This window comes from Micromonospora sp. CB01531 (genome assembly GCF_001905095.1).
GTDB lineage: Bacteria > Actinomycetota > Actinomycetes > Mycobacteriales > Micromonosporaceae > Micromonospora.
In genome coordinates this window covers 151,780-165,767 of the sequence record NZ_LWLS01000002.1, presented here as the reverse complement: position 1 = coordinate 165,767, position 13,988 = coordinate 151,780, and the positions used below count along the sequence as shown (strand labels likewise).

General features: G+C 71.8%; 13 protein-coding genes. 8 read left to right on the top strand and 5 right to left on the bottom strand.

Features of this window, described 5'->3' with window-relative positions; all coding sequences use genetic code 11:
* Nucleotides 1-129: 129 nt before the first annotated feature.
* From A6A27_RS03230 to A6A27_RS03215, 4 genes are all read left to right on the top strand, one after another.
* Nucleotides 130-1,080 (top strand): hypothetical protein, encoded by a 951-nt coding sequence (locus tag A6A27_RS03230; protein ID WP_073832834.1) that lies wholly within the window; start codon nt 130-132, stop codon nt 1,078-1,080.
* A 155-nt stretch (nt 1,081-1,235) separates the two neighbouring features.
* Nucleotides 1,236-3,743: a bifunctional FO biosynthesis protein CofGH gene (locus A6A27_RS03225; protein WP_073832833.1), complete on the top strand. Its 2,508-nt coding sequence runs from the start codon at nt 1,236-1,238 to the stop codon at nt 3,741-3,743.
* A gap of 36 nt (nt 3,744-3,779) precedes the next feature.
* On the top strand, nt 3,780-4,370 hold the full coding sequence (locus tag A6A27_RS45615; protein WP_241825044.1) for a DUF4331 family protein: 591 nt from the start codon (nt 3,780-3,782) through the stop codon (nt 4,368-4,370).
* 492 nt (nt 4,371-4,862) lie between these two features.
* Complete coding sequence (locus A6A27_RS03215) at nt 4,863-5,123, top strand: WhiB family transcriptional regulator (RefSeq protein ID WP_013284161.1); 261 nt, start codon at nt 4,863-4,865, stop codon at nt 5,121-5,123.
* A gap of 92 nt (nt 5,124-5,215) precedes the next feature.
* Here the strand turns inward: A6A27_RS03215 and A6A27_RS03210 are convergent, their stop codons facing one another.
* Entirely contained in the window at nt 5,216-5,665 is a 450-nt protein-coding gene (locus tag A6A27_RS03210; protein ID WP_073832832.1) for a metallopeptidase family protein, read from the bottom strand.
* 154 nt (nt 5,666-5,819) lie between these two features.
* Between A6A27_RS03210 and A6A27_RS03205 the strand changes: the two genes are divergently transcribed.
* Nucleotides 5,820-6,191 (top strand): DUF3499 domain-containing protein, encoded by a 372-nt coding sequence (locus A6A27_RS03205; RefSeq protein ID WP_073832831.1) that lies wholly within the window; start codon nt 5,820-5,822, stop codon nt 6,189-6,191.
* Nucleotides 6,192-6,344: 153 nt separating this feature from the next.
* Here the strand turns inward: A6A27_RS03205 and A6A27_RS03200 are convergent, their stop codons facing one another.
* The 4 genes from A6A27_RS03200 to A6A27_RS03185 form a co-directional block, all read right to left on the bottom strand.
* Nucleotides 6,345-7,721, bottom strand: coding sequence for an NAD(P)/FAD-dependent oxidoreductase (locus A6A27_RS03200; RefSeq protein ID WP_073832908.1), 1,377 nt, complete (start codon nt 7,719-7,721; stop codon nt 6,345-6,347).
* Complete coding sequence (locus A6A27_RS03195) at nt 7,721-8,452, bottom strand: pyridoxamine 5'-phosphate oxidase family protein (protein ID WP_083672388.1); 732 nt, start codon at nt 8,450-8,452, stop codon at nt 7,721-7,723. Before A6A27_RS03195 ends, A6A27_RS03200 begins: the two co-directional genes overlap by 1 nt.
* Nucleotides 8,437-9,783: an aspartate aminotransferase family protein gene (locus tag A6A27_RS03190; protein ID WP_073832830.1), complete on the bottom strand. Its 1,347-nt coding sequence runs from the start codon at nt 9,781-9,783 to the stop codon at nt 8,437-8,439. The genes A6A27_RS03195 and A6A27_RS03190 overlap by 16 nt, the downstream gene beginning before the upstream one ends.
* Before the next feature lie 185 nt (nt 9,784-9,968).
* On the bottom strand, nt 9,969-10,481 hold the full coding sequence (locus A6A27_RS03185; protein ID WP_073832829.1) for an Lrp/AsnC family transcriptional regulator: 513 nt from the start codon (nt 10,479-10,481) through the stop codon (nt 9,969-9,971).
* A 205-nt stretch (nt 10,482-10,686) separates the two neighbouring features.
* Between A6A27_RS03185 and A6A27_RS03180 the strand changes: the two genes are divergently transcribed.
* The 3 genes from A6A27_RS03180 to A6A27_RS03170 are packed head-to-tail and all read left to right on the top strand — an operon-like array spanning nt 10,687 to nt 13,933.
* Nucleotides 10,687-11,871 (top strand): ABC transporter substrate-binding protein, encoded by a 1,185-nt coding sequence (locus A6A27_RS03180; RefSeq protein ID WP_073832828.1) that lies wholly within the window; start codon nt 10,687-10,689, stop codon nt 11,869-11,871.
* A gap of 2 nt (nt 11,872-11,873) precedes the next feature.
* Nucleotides 11,874-13,028: an ABC transporter ATP-binding protein gene (locus A6A27_RS03175; RefSeq protein WP_073832907.1), complete on the top strand. Its 1,155-nt coding sequence runs from the start codon at nt 11,874-11,876 to the stop codon at nt 13,026-13,028.
* Entirely contained in the window at nt 13,025-13,933 is a 909-nt protein-coding gene (locus A6A27_RS03170) for an ABC transporter permease (RefSeq protein ID WP_073832827.1), read from the top strand. The genes A6A27_RS03175 and A6A27_RS03170 overlap by 4 nt, the downstream gene beginning before the upstream one ends.
* Nucleotides 13,934-13,988 lie beyond the last annotated feature (55 nt).

The window sequence follows — 13,988 nt, the reverse complement described above, 5'->3', positions numbered from 1 at the left end:
CGGCCGGTGGCCGGGGGACTGTGAGGGAAGCGGAAGCGAACCGTCCGATCCGCTCAGCTATGAGCAACCAGTAGGAAGCAGGCTAGGCTCGCGTTGGCACCTGTCCGTTTTCGTCCCCAGGGGGAGTTCGTGACCAGCCCCGCCGAGCCCGCGTCCGGCGACGCCACGCAGGCCAGCCAGTTGACCAAGCCACTGCGCGAACTGGCCGCGCTCGTCCTGCTCGGCGCCAATGCCGTGCTGCTTTTCGTCGGCCTGCTGCGCCTGCTGGTGCCGATGGACGGCTACAGCACCTTCAGCGGTCGGGCGGGGAGCGCCTTCTTCATCTTCGTCGGCGTCGAGTCGGCCGTGCTGCCGGTGTTGGCCGTCCTGCTCGCCACCCACGTACGCCCGGCGCTGCCCAAGGCCAAACTGATCACGCAGGCGGCCCTCGGCGAGTACGCCCTCGCCGCGTTCTTCGGCGCGCTGACCTTCCTGGTCTGGCTGGTCGGCCGGCTCGCCGAGGCCGAGGTGCTGGATGCCTTCCTCGGCCTGCTGACCCGGCTGGCCTGGGTGGCGATCTTCGGTGTCGCCGCCTTCGTGGTCTTCAAGGTCTGGCGCACCCTCTACTACGTCCCCCGGCCGAAGCCGCAGCCCGGCGTGTACGGGCAGCCGCAGCCGGGCTGGCCGCAGCCGCCGGCCGGCTACCCGGCGCCGGGCGGTTACTCCGCGCCGGGCCAGCCGGGCGGTTACTCCGCGTCCGGCCAGCCGGGTGGCTACCCCGCGCCCGGCCAGCCGGGTGGCTACCCCGTCCCGGGCGGGTACGCGCCCGGCGGGCCGGCGAACCAGCCCGGTGGCTACCCGCCGCCCGGCCAGCCGGGCCAGCAGCAGTCGGCGCCGCCGTTCAACACCGCCCCGCCGCACGCCCCGCAGTCCGCGCCGCCGTTCGGGGCCCCGCACCCGGCCCCGCCCTTTGGCCAGCCGCCGTCGGCGGACCCGACCCAGGCCATCCCGCGCCAGCCGGCCGAGCCCGGCCAACCGGCCACACCGGACAGCGACCGTACCCAGCGCTTCGACCGCGACGACCCGAACCACCCGCGCTGACCGCTTGAGATCACGGTCAGCACTCTCACGGAAAGGGTGGCCACCCCACGCCGGAGGCCACCCTTTCCGCGAGTCGGCGGCCACGGAGCCGGCCGACGGCGTCCACCGGGCGCGGGCACGGCGTGCGGTGGATGGGCAGCGCATAGGGTGGACGGATGGTTGATCGCACCGGGTCCGTCCCCACCGAGGCGAGCGTCCGGCGGGCCCTGGGCCGGGCCGCGACCGGCCGGGCGCTGGACGTCGACGAGGCGAGCGCCCTGCTCACCGCGCGCGGCGAGGCGCTGGACGAGCTGCTCCGGATCGCCGGCGAGGTACGCGACGCGGGGCTGCGGGAGGCCGGCCGCCCCGGGGTCGTCACCTTCTCCAAGAAGGTCTTCATCCCGCTGACCCGGCTCTGCCGGGACCGCTGCCACTACTGCACGTTCGCCACGGTGCCGCACCGGCTCCCGGCCGCGTACCTGGAGAAGGACGAGGTGCTGGCGATCGCCCGGGAGGGCGCGGCGCAGGGCTGCAAGGAGGCCCTGTTCACCCTCGGCGACCGCCCCGAGGAGCGCTGGCCGGCGGCAAGGCAGTGGCTGGACGAGCGCGGCTACGGGTCCACGCTCGACTACCTGCGGGCCTGCGCGGTGGCGGTGCTGGAGGAGACCGGCCTGCTGCCACACCTCAACCCGGGCGTGCTCTCCTGGTCGGAGCTGCAACGGCTGAAGCCGGTCGCGCCGAGCATGGGCATGATGCTGGAGACCACCGCGACGCGACTCTGGTCGGAGCCGGGCGGCCCGCACTACGGGTCGCCGGACAAGGAGCCGGCGGTCCGGCTCCGGGTGCTCGACGACGCCGGCCGGGTCGGCGTGCCGTTCACCACCGGCATCCTCATCGGCATCGGGGAGACCCTGGCCGAGCGGGTCGACGCCCTCTTCGCGATCCGCCGGGCCATGCGGGAGTACGGCCACCTCCAGGAGGTGATCGTGCAGAACTTCCGCGCCAAGCCGGACACCGCGATGCGTGGCATGCCCGACGCGGAGCTGCAGGACCTGGCCGCCACGGTGGCGGTGGCCCGGGTGCTGCTCGGCCCGAAGGCGCGCATCCAGGCCCCGCCGAACCTCATCGAGGGCGAGTACGCGCTGCTGCTGCGCGCCGGCATCGACGACTGGGGCGGGGTTTCGCCGGTCACTCCGGACCACGTCAACCCGGAACGCCCCTGGCCGCATCTCGACGAGCTGGCCCGGCAGACCGCGCAGGCCGGCTTCACCCTGCGGGAGCGGCTGACCATCTACCCGGAGTACGTCCGGGCCGGCGACCCGTGGCTGGATCCGCGCCTGTTGCCGCATGTCACCGCCCTCGCGGACCCGGCGACCGGGCTCGCCGTCGAGGCGGCCCGCCCGGTCGGCCGCCCCTGGCAGGAGCCGGAGGAGGTGTTCGGTGGGCGTACCGACCTGCACGCCACCATCGACACCACCGGGCGGACCGGGGACCGGCGTGGCGACTTCGACAGCGTCTACGGCGACTGGTCGGCGGTCGCGGGCAAGGTCAGCGTACCGACGGGCGGATCGAGCGACCCTGACCTGCGCGCGGGCCTACGGCTGGCCGCCGAGGACCCGGCGGCGCTGCTCGATCCGGCGCACGAGGCGAAGGCGCTGGCGCTGTTCGGCGCGGACGGGCCGGCGCTGGACGAGCTGTGCCGGATCGCGGACGACGTCCGCCGGGACGCGATCGGCGACGACGTCACGTACGTGGTCAACCGCAACATCAACTTCAGCAACGTCTGTTACGTCGGCTGCCGCTTCTGCGCCTTCGCGCAACGGGAGCGGGACGCCGACGCGTACCGGCTCTCCGTCGATCAGGTCGCCGACCGGGCCGAGGAGGCGTGGGCGGCCGGCGCCACCGAGGTCTGCCTGCAGGGCGGGATCGACCCGAAGCTGCCGGTCACCGGATACGCCGACCTCGTGCGGGCGATCAAGGCCCGGGTGCCGGGAATGCACGTGCACGCCTTCTCCCCGATGGAGATCGTGACCGCCGCCGCGAAGGCCGGCGTACCGGTGAAGGAGTGGCTGCTCCAGCTCCGCGAGGCCGGCCTGGACACCATCCCCGGCACCGCCGCCGAGATCCTCGACGACGAGGTGCGCTGGGTGCTCACCAAGGGCAAGCTGCCGGCCGCCACCTGGGTCGAGGTGGTGAGCACCGCTCACGAGCTGGGCATCCGGTCCAGCTCCACGATGATGTACGGCCACGTCGACCACCCGGGCCAGTGGCTCGCCCACTTCCGGGTGCTGGCCGGCGTGCAGGACCGCACCGGCGGGTTCACCGAGTTCGTCGCGTTGCCGTTCGTGCACACCAACGCGCCGATCTATCTTGCCGGCATCGCCCGCCCCGGCCCGACCTGGCGGGAGAACCGGGCGGTGCACGCGATGGCCCGACTGCTGCTGCACGGCCGGATCGGCAACATCCAGTGCTCCTGGGTGAAGCTGGGTGACGAGGGCACCGTGGCGATGCTCCAGGGCGGCTGCAACGACCTGGGCGGCACGCTGATGGAGGAGACCATCTCCCGGATGGCCGGCTCGGGCAACGGCTCGGCCCGTACGGAGGAGCAGCTCAAGGCGATCGCCGCGGCGGCGGGCCGGCCGGCCCGCAAGCGGACCACCGCGTACGGTCACGCCGGCGCCTGACGTCGAACCTTTTCCGCCCGGCGGCCGTACCAGTGGATGCCGGCGGCGGGTGGCCCGAACTTCTTCGAGTTCGGCGACGACGTCCGGAACGGGATTCACATCGACCACGACGGCGACGGTTATCCGGATGGCACCTGTCGTTTCGAATTCACCACCGAGATCACGATTCCGAGCAGCTTTCTTTACCACACCGGACCGATCTCGTCGCTGAACAGCAGGAACGAGGCCGTCGTGCCGATGTCCAGGGTGGACCTCTGGAACAGGCTGTCCGCCTTCGAAGGACAAGCGGGCCGCCCAGTTCGTCGGGCGTTCCGAGCGGGCCGTGTCGCTGCCCGTGCCGTTGGCGGGTCAGGCGTTCAGCTCGGGACGCGGCGGCGGCCGCGGTCACTCCGGGCTCAGCGCCACCGGCGTGACAGCCGGGCCGACCGGGTCGGGTCGCGCACCCACTCGCGGGCGGGGGAGCGCCACATTCGCGACGGGGTTCCACAGTGCCGCCGACCCGGTATTGGAGGCGGGTCTCTGTACCGTCTGGTGGGACGACCGGACGCCGGCCGGCGCGGTTTCCGTCACCGCCGGCGCGGTCGCCGAGTTCGTCCGGGCGACCAGCGCATCGCCGGGGCGGGCTGATCGTCCGCGTCCCGTTCGCCGTCGCGCTCCGTCCACCATCTGGACGGGGCGCGGTCGGCGATTCCGGGCTCGACGGGCGATACGGCGGGAGCCGCGTTATCTTTGCGCACCAGAATGCTGATCTTGGACGGTGTCGCGACGGCCGCCCGGGTGCGGCCCGCCGGAGCCTCCGCCGGGGGACTCCGGCGGTGTCCACTCCGGTACGCCACGGCAGAAAACTTCGGACAACTCGCCGGAGAAGGCGTTACTCGTCCGGGGTCTGAATCGATAGGGCAGGTTGCGAGGCCCGGACGGCTGAGACGGCCGGCCGGAACGTGTCGGGAGGGCGACTCCATTATCAAGTTCGGCTTGACGGCGCACGCATTACACGCGTGTAATTTGAATGGGGTTGTTCGCACGGAACGCAACAAATTGCGACCGGACGGACAAGCACGCCTTTCGCGTGGGGGGTTGCAGCGGCGATGACGCCGGTGCGCGACAAGGAGGCATCTGATGGACGGCCAGCTCGAGGTGGCCGACCTGCTCGGAAACGCGCCGGAGTGGCAGGAGCGGGCGCTCTGCTCGCAGACCGACCCGGAGGCGTTCTTCCCCGAGAAGGGCGGCTCGACCCGCGAGGCGAAGCGAATCTGCTCGCGGTGTGAAGTCAAGACGGAGTGCCTGGAATACGCCCTGGGGCACGATGAGCGGTTCGGGATCTGGGGTGGGCTCTCCGAGCGGGAGCGGCGGAAGCTGAAGCGGCGGGTCGCCGCCTGACGTGCACCGGGCCTGGGCGGTGGGGGCCGCCCGGCTCGGGCCGACAGCTCGGCCGGTGGGGGCCAGCCGGGGTGCGGCAACGCGGGTGCGGCTCAGGCCAGCTCGTCGGGGTCGACCCCGAGCAGGTTCGCCACCTGCTCGATGATCACGTCGTGCACGAGGTCCGCGAGGTCCTCGCGATCCATGGCGCGGAACTCCAGCGGGCGCCGGTAGAGCACGATCCGGGGTGGCACCTCCTGCCGACCGGGGCGCCCGGGCAGCAGGCGGGCCAGCGGGACCTCGCCGTCCTCCAGCACGTCCGAGTCGTAGACGTTCAGGTCCGGTGGGACGTCCTCGACCGCGAACTCGACGCCGGCCAGTTCCTTGGCGAACCGTCGTTCGAGGCTCTCGACCGTGTCCAGCACCAGGTCGTCGAAGACCTCGGCCTTGGTCCGGGCCAGCGGTACGGTGGCCGGCACCAGCCGCCCCCGCAGCCCGCGGCCGTGGCGGTCGCGGTGGGTGCGCCGGCCGGAGCCGGGGCGGCGGTTTTCCGGACTCGTCATGACGCACAGGGTAGCCCGCACCACCGGCTGGCCCGCCGTTGCGTCGCTGGTGCGGCGTGCCGATGATCCGATCGGATGAATTGTGATCACCAAGACGGGCGTGTCGCAACGCGAAGCGGTGCGCCGGAGCCGGTAATGGAGATACCCTGCCGCCGTGAGGTCACCACGGCGCTGCTCCCGTAACGGCTGCCCCCGGCAAGCGGTCGCCACATTGACCTATGTCTACAACGAGTCGACGGCGGTGGTGGGGCCGCTGGCGGCCTTCGCCGAGCCGCACACGTACGACCTCTGCGAGCCGCACGCCCGGAGTCTGACCGCTCCGCGCGGCTGGGACGTGGTCCGGCACGAGGGCGAGTTCGAGCCGCCGCCGCCCACCACCGACGATCTGGTCGCGTTGGCGGAGGCGGTCCGCGAGGCTGCCCGCCCTGCCCCGCCCCGCCCCCCGGAGGACGACCAGGCGGTGGCCCAGGGCCCCCAGCAGACCGGCCGCCGCGGCCACCTCCGCGTCATCCCCCCCACCCACTGACCCCCTCCGGGCCTCCCGGCCCTGCGCATGCCCTGGTCCCTCCCACCACGCCGTTGATCATGAGGTTGGCGGCAGTGACGGAGATCAAGAACGCCGCCAACCTCATGATCAACGAGCTCGGGCGGGGTGGGTGGGGCAGGGCCGGGGTGGGGGTTAGTGGCCGAGGAGGCGGGAGAAGGCGGCGGCGCGGCGGGACGGGCGGCCGGTGCGGAGTTCGGCCTCGTCGGCGGAGAACATGAGCCTGAGGCCGGCGTTCACGGCGAGCCAGCGCAGCGGCTCGGGCTCCCAGCGCGGGGAGCGGTGGTTGACCCAGGGGAGTTCGGTCAGCTCGCTCGCCTCGCCCCGGATCAGGTCGGCCAGGGTACGGCCGGCGAGGTTGCTGGTGCCGACACCGTCGCCGACGTAGCCGCCGGCCCAGGCGAAGCCGGTCGCCCGGTCCAGCCCCACCGAGGCGGTCCAGTCCCGGGCGACGCCGAGCGGCCCGCCCCAGGTGTGGCTGATCGGCGCTGCCGGCCCGAGCACCGGGAAGAGTTCGCCCAGCACCCGGCGCAGCGCCGCGAAGACCCGGGGCTCCCGGTCGTAGTCGGGGCGGACCCGGGAGCCGAAGTGGTAGGGGGCGCCCCGCCCGCCGAAGGCGAGCCGGCCGTCGGCGGTGCGCTGGCCGTAGATGATGACGTGCCGGAAGTCGGAGAAGGTCTCCCGCTCGGCCAGCCCGATCTCCGCCCAGGTCTCTGCCGGGAGCGGCTCGGTGGCCACCATCAACGAGTAGACCGGCGCGACGGCCCGCCGCTGCCCCGGCAACCCGGGGGTGAATCCCTCCGTCGCGCGGACCACCACCGGCGCCCGGACCACCCCCGCGGGGGTCACGGCCGCGCCGGGGCGCACCGCCGTGACCCGGGTCCGCTCGAAGATCCGTACGCCCCGGCGTTCCACCGCCCGGGCCAGCCCGCGGACCAGCTTCGCCGGGTGGACCGCGGCGCAGTGCGGGGTGTACGTGCCGCCGAGTACCCCCTCGGCCCGGCAGCGTGCGGTGGCCGCGGCGGCGTCGAGCAGCACCAGGTCGTCGTCGGCCAGCCCGTGCTCGCGGGCCTCGGCGACGGCGGCCCGGGCCCGGTCGAGCTGGACCTCCGTGCGGGCCAGCACCACGGTGCCGGCGGCCCGCCAGTCACAGTCGATCCCCTCGGCGGCGACCACCCGGCCGACCTCGCGGACCGTCTCGTGCATGGCCCGTTGCATGGCGAGCGCCCGGTCGCGGCCGTGCCGGCGGGTCAGCGCGGGCAGCGAGGTGGGCAGGAGGGCCGAGCACCAGCCGCCGTTGCGCCCCGAGGCGCCGTACCCGGCGATCTCCTGTTCCAGCACCACGATCCGCAGCGACGGGTCGGCCGCCGCCAGGTAGTACGCCGTCCACAGCCCGGTGTAGCCGGCCCCGACGAGCACCACGTCGGCGTCGGTGTCGCCGGGCAGCCCGGGGCGTGGCGTCAGCGGTTCGTCCACGCTGGATAGCCAGTACGACAGGTCCTGGTAGTGCATCACCACTCCGGCGGGGGCAGGTCGTGCCGCAGCCGCGGATCGGGCTGCGGGGTCCCGTACGCCTCGACGACCGGCACCACCCCGGCCCAGACCGGCCGGTCGAGGTCGTCCTCGAGGTCGTCGGGCGGCCCGGCACTGATCTTCACCGAGCACTCGTCGAGCGGCAGGGCGAGCACCACCGTGGCGGCCAGTTCCTTCGCCGAGGGCGGACGGATCCGCGCCCAGCGGCCGGGCAGCAGGTGCTCGGAGAGCCGTTCCAGGGCGGCCAGCTTCTCGGCGCCGTCGAGCACGGCGAGGCAGCCGAGCACCATGGCGCACCGGTAGTTCATCGAGGACTCGAAGGCGCTGCGGGCCAGCACCAGCCCGTCGAGCAGGGTGACCGTGAGGCAGACCGGGGCACCGGCGGCGAGGTGCCGGAAGAGGCGGCTGCCGGTGGAGCCGTGCACCAGCACCCGCTCCCCGTCCCGGGCGTACGCGACGGGCAGCGCGTACGGCTGGACGCCGTCGGCGATGGCGAGATGGGCGACCCGGCCGGCGTCGAGGACGGCGTGCAGGGCCGCCCGGTCGTGGACGGCGAGGTCGGGCAGCCGGCGTACCCGGGTCCGGTCGGTGCCGCCGACGGCGGCCCGGTCCCCACCGTCCCCGCCGGCGGCCGTGGGGCGGGGCCGGTCCGCGCGGTCGCGAGTCCCGGCCCCGTCCGACCCCGAGCCGGCGGTCAGAGGCGTGCCCATGCCTCGGTCAGCACGGCACGCAGGATCTGCTCGATCTCGTCGAACTGCTGCTGCTCGGCGATCAGCGGCGGGGCGAGCTGCACCACCGGGTCGCCCCGGTCGTCGGCGCGGCAGTAGAGCCCGGCCTGGAAGAGCGCGGTGGAGAGGAAGCCGCGCAGCAGCCGTTCCGATTCGGCCTCGTCGAAGGTCTCCCGGGTCGCCTTGTCCTTGACCAGTTCGATGCCGTAGAAGTAGCCATCGCCGCGGACGTCCCCGACGATCGGCAGGTCGTTGAGCTTCTCCAGGGTGGACCGGAACGCGTCCTGGTTGGCCCGGACGTGCCCGACCAGGTCCTCGCGGGCGAAGACCTCCAGGTTGGCCAGGGCCACCGCGCAGGAGACCGGGTGGCCGCCGAAGGTCACCCCGTGGGCGAACATGCCGGTCTCGGTGAGGAAGGGCTCCATCAGCCGCTCGCTGGCGATCATCGCGCCGAGCGGAGCGTAGCCGGAGGTGATGCCCTTGGCGGTGGTGATGATGTCGGGCTGGTAGCCGTACCGGGTGGCGCCGAAGTATTCGCCGAGCCGGCCCCAGGAGCAGATCACCTCGTCGGAGACGAGCAGCACGTCGTACGCGTCGCAGATCTCCCGGACTCGCTCGAAGTACCCGGGCGGCGGCGGGAAGCAGCCGCCGGAGTTCTGCACCGGCTCGAGGAAGACCGCGGCGACCGTGTCCGGCCCCTCCCGCTCGATGGCGCGGCCGATCTCCTCGGCGGCCCAGCGGCCGAACGCCTCGGGGGAGTCGCCGTGCTCGGGGGCGCGGTAGAAGTTGGTGTTCGGCACCTTGATGCCGCCGGGGACCAGCGGCTCGAAGTCGGACTTGATGCCCGGCAGGCCGGTGATCGACAGCGCGCCCATCGAGGTGCCGTGGTACGCGATGTAGCGGCTGACCACCTTGTGCTTGTTCGGCTGACCGGTGCGCTTGAAGTAGGCCCGGGCCAGCTTCCACGCCGCCTCGACGGCCTCGGAGCCGCCGGTGGTGAAGAAGACCCGGTTCAGGTCGCCGGGGGTCAGCGAGGCGACCTTCTCGGCCAGCTCGATGGCCTTCGGGTGGGCGTACGACCAGAGCGGGAAGTAGGCCAGTTCGGCGGCCTGCTTGGCGGCCGCCTCGGCGAGTTCGGTCCGGCCGTGCCCGGCGTTGACGACGAAGAGCCCGGCGAGTCCGTCCAGGTAGCGGCGGCCCTGCGAGTCCCAGACGTAGGCGCCCTCACCGCGCACGATCGTCGGTACCTCGCCGGCGGAGTAGCTGGCCATCCGGGTGAAATGCATCCAGAGGTGGTCGGTGGCGTTGGCCATGTCAGCCCCATCGGGTTTCGGGCCGGTCAAGGGGTGAAACCGGCCGCTCTGCCCACGGTTATCCCACAGTCCGTGCCGCCGAAGCAAGTGGGATCGGTGGCCCAGTGGCGTCTAGGCGACGGAATTAGCATGCTGTTGGGTGGATGGCAACGGAATCCGTACCCGTACCCCTGTCGTGGCGAGGCTCAGGCCGTGCCCCAGCTGTAGGTCTGCTTGCGCAGCTTCAGGTAGACGAACGCCTCGGTCGCCAGCACACCCGGGACGCTGCGCAGCTTCTGGAGGATCTCCAGCAGGTGCTCGTCGTTGCGGCAGACCACCTCGGCCAGCAGGTCGAACGAGCCGGCCGTGATCACGACGTAGTCGATCTCCTCGAAGTCGGCGAGTCGGTCGGCCACGGCCTCCAGGTCCCCGTCGGTACGCAGGCCGATCATGGCCTGGCGGGGGAAGCCGAGTTGGAGCGGATCGGTCACCGCGACGATCTGCATGACCCCGGCGTCGAGCAGGCGCTGCACCCGCTGGCGGACGGCCGCCTCGGAGAGGCCGACCGCCTTGCCGATGGTCGCGTACGGACGCCGGCCGTCCTCCTGGAGCTGTTCGATGATCTGCTTGGCCACGTCGTCGAGCAGAACGTGACTGGCGCCTTCACGCACGGTGACACGGCGCGCACCGTTTCCGTTCTCCAGTTGCCGGTTGGCCATCGACCGCTCCCCTGTCCGGTTCCTTCGCGCTGAGCGTAGTGCCCGGGCGCAGTCTGGCGTATTTCGTGGTCGCTGGCTAATCCAACAACGGAATCCCTTGTAAGGGAGGTCACATCATGTCAGGATCAGTCGTCCATCGCCATGACCCTCCCGCCGGCGCGCCTCCCCCGTTCCGCCGCCGACGATGCCCCTTAGGAGTCGTCACATGCGTAGTCCCCTCCGGCCCCTCACCCGGCGTGGTCTGCTCACCGGCACCCTCGGGTCGGCCGCACTGCTCGCGACGGCGGGCACGCTGGCCGGCTGCGGCACGAAGGGCGCCCAACAGACCGAGGCCGGCTGCAAGAGCGAGGATCTCTCCGCGACGGAGAAGAAGCTGGCCTTCTCCAACTGGCCGCAGTACATCGACGTCGACGAGAAGGACGAGTCCAAGCGGCCCACCATCGAGGCGTTCATCGCCAAGTCCGGCATCCAGGTGACCTACAACGAGGACATCAACGACAACAACGAGTTCTTCGGCAAGGTGCAGAACCAGCTCGCCGGCTGCCAGCCCACCGGGCGCGACCTCATGGTGCTCACCGACTGGATGGCCGCCCGGATGATCCGGCTCGGCTGGATCCAGAAGCTGGACAAGGCCAGGCTGCCCAACGTCGAGGCCAACCTGCTGCCCTCGCTGCGCAACGCGTCCTTCGACGCGGACCGCCAGCTCTCCGTCCCGTGGCAGTCCGGCCTGACCGCCCTCGCGTACAACGCCAAGGTGACCAAGGAGATCCGCACGGTCGACGAGCTGCTCACCCGCCCCGACCTCAAGGGCAAGGTGACCGCCCTGTCCGAAATGCGGGACACCATGGGCCTGCTGCTGCAGTCCAACGGCCACGATCCCTCGAACTTCACCACCGCCCAGTTCGACGACGCGCTGGCCAAGCTCAAGCGGGCCGTCGACTCCGGGCAGATCCGCAAGTTCACCGGCAACGACTACTCCCAGGACCTGAACAAGGGCGACATCGCCGCCTGCATCGCCTGGTCGGGTGACGTGATCCAGCTCGGCTTCGAGAACGACAACATCAAGTTCGTGTCGCCGGAGTCCGGCGTGATGCTCTGGTCGGACAACATGCTGGTGCCGAACAAGGCCAGCCACAAGGCGAACGCCGAAGAGCTGATCAACTACTACTACGACCCGGCGGTGGCCGCGAAACTCGCCGCGTACGTCAACTACATCTGCCCGGTCAAGGGTGCGCAGGCCGAGATGGAGAAGCTCGATCCGGACCTGGCCAAGAACCCGCTCATCTTCCCCGACGAGGGACTGCTGTCGAAGGCCCGGGGCTTCATGGCCCTGGACGAGCAGCGGGAGAAGGAGTACGAGGCCAAGTTCCAGAAGGTCATCGGGGCGTGACGATGGGACACGAGACACCGGCCGGCGACCTGCGCCTGGCCAACCTGACCAAGCGGTTCGGCGTCTTCACCGCCGTGGACGACCTCAGCCTGACCATCCCGCAGGGCTCCTTCTTCGCCCTGCTCGGTGCCTCCGGCTGCGGCAAGACCACCACGCTGCGGATGATCGCCGGGCTGGAGGAGCCGACCAGCGGGCAGGTGCTGCTCGGCGACCGGGACATCGCCGGGCTGCGGCCGTACAAGCGGCCGGTGAACACCGTGTTCCAGAGCTACGCCCTCTTCCCGCACCTCGACATCCACGAGAACGTGGCCTTCGGGTTGCGCCGGCGAGGCATCCGCAACGTCGGCGACCAGGTCGAGCGGATGCTCGCCCTGGTGCAGCTCGAAGGGTACGGCCGGCGCAGGCCGGCGCAGCTCTCCGGCGGCCAGCAGCAACGGGTCGCGCTGGCCCGCGCGCTGATCAACCACCCGCAGGTGCTGCTGCTCGACGAGCCGCTCGGCGCGCTCGACCTGAAGCTGCGCCGGCAGATGCAGATCGAGCTGAAGCGGATCCAGACCGAGGTCGGCATCACCTTCGTGCACGTCACGCACGACCAGGAGGAGGCCATGACCATGGCCGACACCGTGGCGGTGATGAACGCCGGGCGGATCGAGCAGCTCGGGCGGCCCGCCGACCTCTACGAGTACCCGGCCACCGCGTTCGTGGCGAACTTCCTCGGCCAGTCCAACCTGCTGGCCGGCGAGGCCGCCGGGCGGAGCGGGGACGACGCGCTGGTCACCGCACACGGCCTGCGCTTCTCGGTGCCCGCCGGGCGGGCCCGGGTCGACCGGGGGCCGGTCTTCCTCGGGGTACGCCCCGAGAAGCTGCACCTGGTCGAGCGCCCCGAGCAGGTGCCCGCCGGCCACCAGCACGTCGGCGGCGTGGTGACCGACGCGTCCTACGTCGGCGTGAGCACCCAGTATCTGGTGCGGACGGCGTGGGGCAGCGAGCTGTCCGCGTTCTCGGCCAACAGCGGGGTCGGCGGCCAGCTGCCGCTCGGCGCCGCGGTGGTGGCGCACTGGGACCCGCGGCACGCGTTCCTGCTGCCACGCGAATCCGGTGAGGACGACCAGACCACCCCGCTGCTCGACCAGCCGCCGGTGGGTGTGCTGTCGTGAGCGCGCTGGCCCACGTACCGACCTCGTCGGGGCAGGCGGCAGCGCCGCCGCCCCGCCGGGGGCGTCACACGGCGCTGCCGTACCTGTTGCTGCTGCCGGGTGCGGCCTGGCTGCTGGTCTTCTTCGCCCTGCCGCTGCTCCAGCTCGCCGCGGCCAGCCTCTACGACCCGGGCGGATCCCTCTCCACCGGGTACGCGATGACCTGGGCCGTCGGCAACTACCCGGAGGCGTTGCAGGCGTACTGGCCGCAGTTCGTCCGATCGTTCCTCTATTCGGCGATCGCGCTGGTGCTGGCCCTGCTGATGGGCTACCCGCTGGCGTACGCGATCGCCCAGAAGGCCGGCCGCTGGAAGAACCTGCTGCTGGTCGCGGTGGTCGCGCCGATGTTCACCAGCTTCCTGGTCCGTACGCTGGCCTGGAAGACCATCCTGTCGGACAACGGCTGGGTGGTGGGGCTGCTGCGGGACGTGCACCTGCTCGGGCCGGACGGCCGGCTGCTGGCCACGCCGGTGGCGGTGGTGCTCGGCCTGACGTACAACTTCCTGCCCTTCCTGGTGCTGCCGCTGTACGCGAGCCTGGAGCGGCTGGACCCGCGCCTGCTGGAGGCGGCCAGTGACCTGTACGCGAGCCCGCTGCGGGCCTTCCAGAAGGTCACCCTGCCGCTGTCCATGCCCGGCCTGATCGCCGGCACGCTGCTCTTCTTCATCCCGGCGACCGGTGACTACATCAACGCCGAGCTGCTCGGCACCCCGAACCAGTACATGATCGGCAACGTCATCGACTCGGCGTTCCTGGTCCGGCTGGACTACCCGCAGGGTGCGGCCCTGTCGTTCCTGCTGATGGCGGCGATCCTCGCGATCGTCTTCGTCTACCTGCGCAAGGCCGGCACCGAGGAGGTGCTGTGATGCGCGCGAGGAGCGCAACGCAGCCGGGCCCCGCAGTCGCGAATGAAGGTGAGTT

Excerpts from the sequence above, each read along its gene's own strand:
- A6A27_RS03225 (WP_073832833.1), top strand. The coding sequence starts at position 1,236 with ATGGTTGATCGCACCGGGTCCGTCCCCACCGAGGCGAGCGTCCGGCGG.
- A6A27_RS45615 (WP_241825044.1), top strand. The coding sequence starts at position 3,780 with ATGCCGGCGGCGGGTGGCCCGAACTTCTTCGAGTTCGGCGACGACGTC.
- A6A27_RS03215 (WP_013284161.1), top strand. The coding sequence starts at position 4,863 with ATGGACGGCCAGCTCGAGGTGGCCGACCTGCTCGGAAACGCGCCGGAG.
- A6A27_RS03210 (WP_073832832.1), bottom strand. The coding sequence starts at position 5,665 with ATGACGAGTCCGGAAAACCGCCGCCCCGGCTCCGGCCGGCGCACCCAC.
- A6A27_RS03200 (WP_073832908.1), bottom strand. The coding sequence starts at position 7,721 with ATGCACTACCAGGACCTGTCGTACTGGCTATCCAGCGTGGACGAACCG.
- A6A27_RS03195 (WP_083672388.1), bottom strand. The coding sequence starts at position 8,452 with ATGGGCACGCCTCTGACCGCCGGCTCGGGGTCGGACGGGGCCGGGACT.
- A6A27_RS03190 (WP_073832830.1), bottom strand. The coding sequence starts at position 9,783 with ATGGCCAACGCCACCGACCACCTCTGGATGCATTTCACCCGGATGGCC.
- A6A27_RS03185 (WP_073832829.1), bottom strand. The coding sequence starts at position 10,481 with ATGGCCAACCGGCAACTGGAGAACGGAAACGGTGCGCGCCGTGTCACC.
- A6A27_RS03180 (WP_073832828.1), top strand. The coding sequence starts at position 10,687 with ATGCGTAGTCCCCTCCGGCCCCTCACCCGGCGTGGTCTGCTCACCGGC.
- A6A27_RS03175 (WP_073832907.1), top strand. The coding sequence starts at position 11,874 with ATGGGACACGAGACACCGGCCGGCGACCTGCGCCTGGCCAACCTGACC.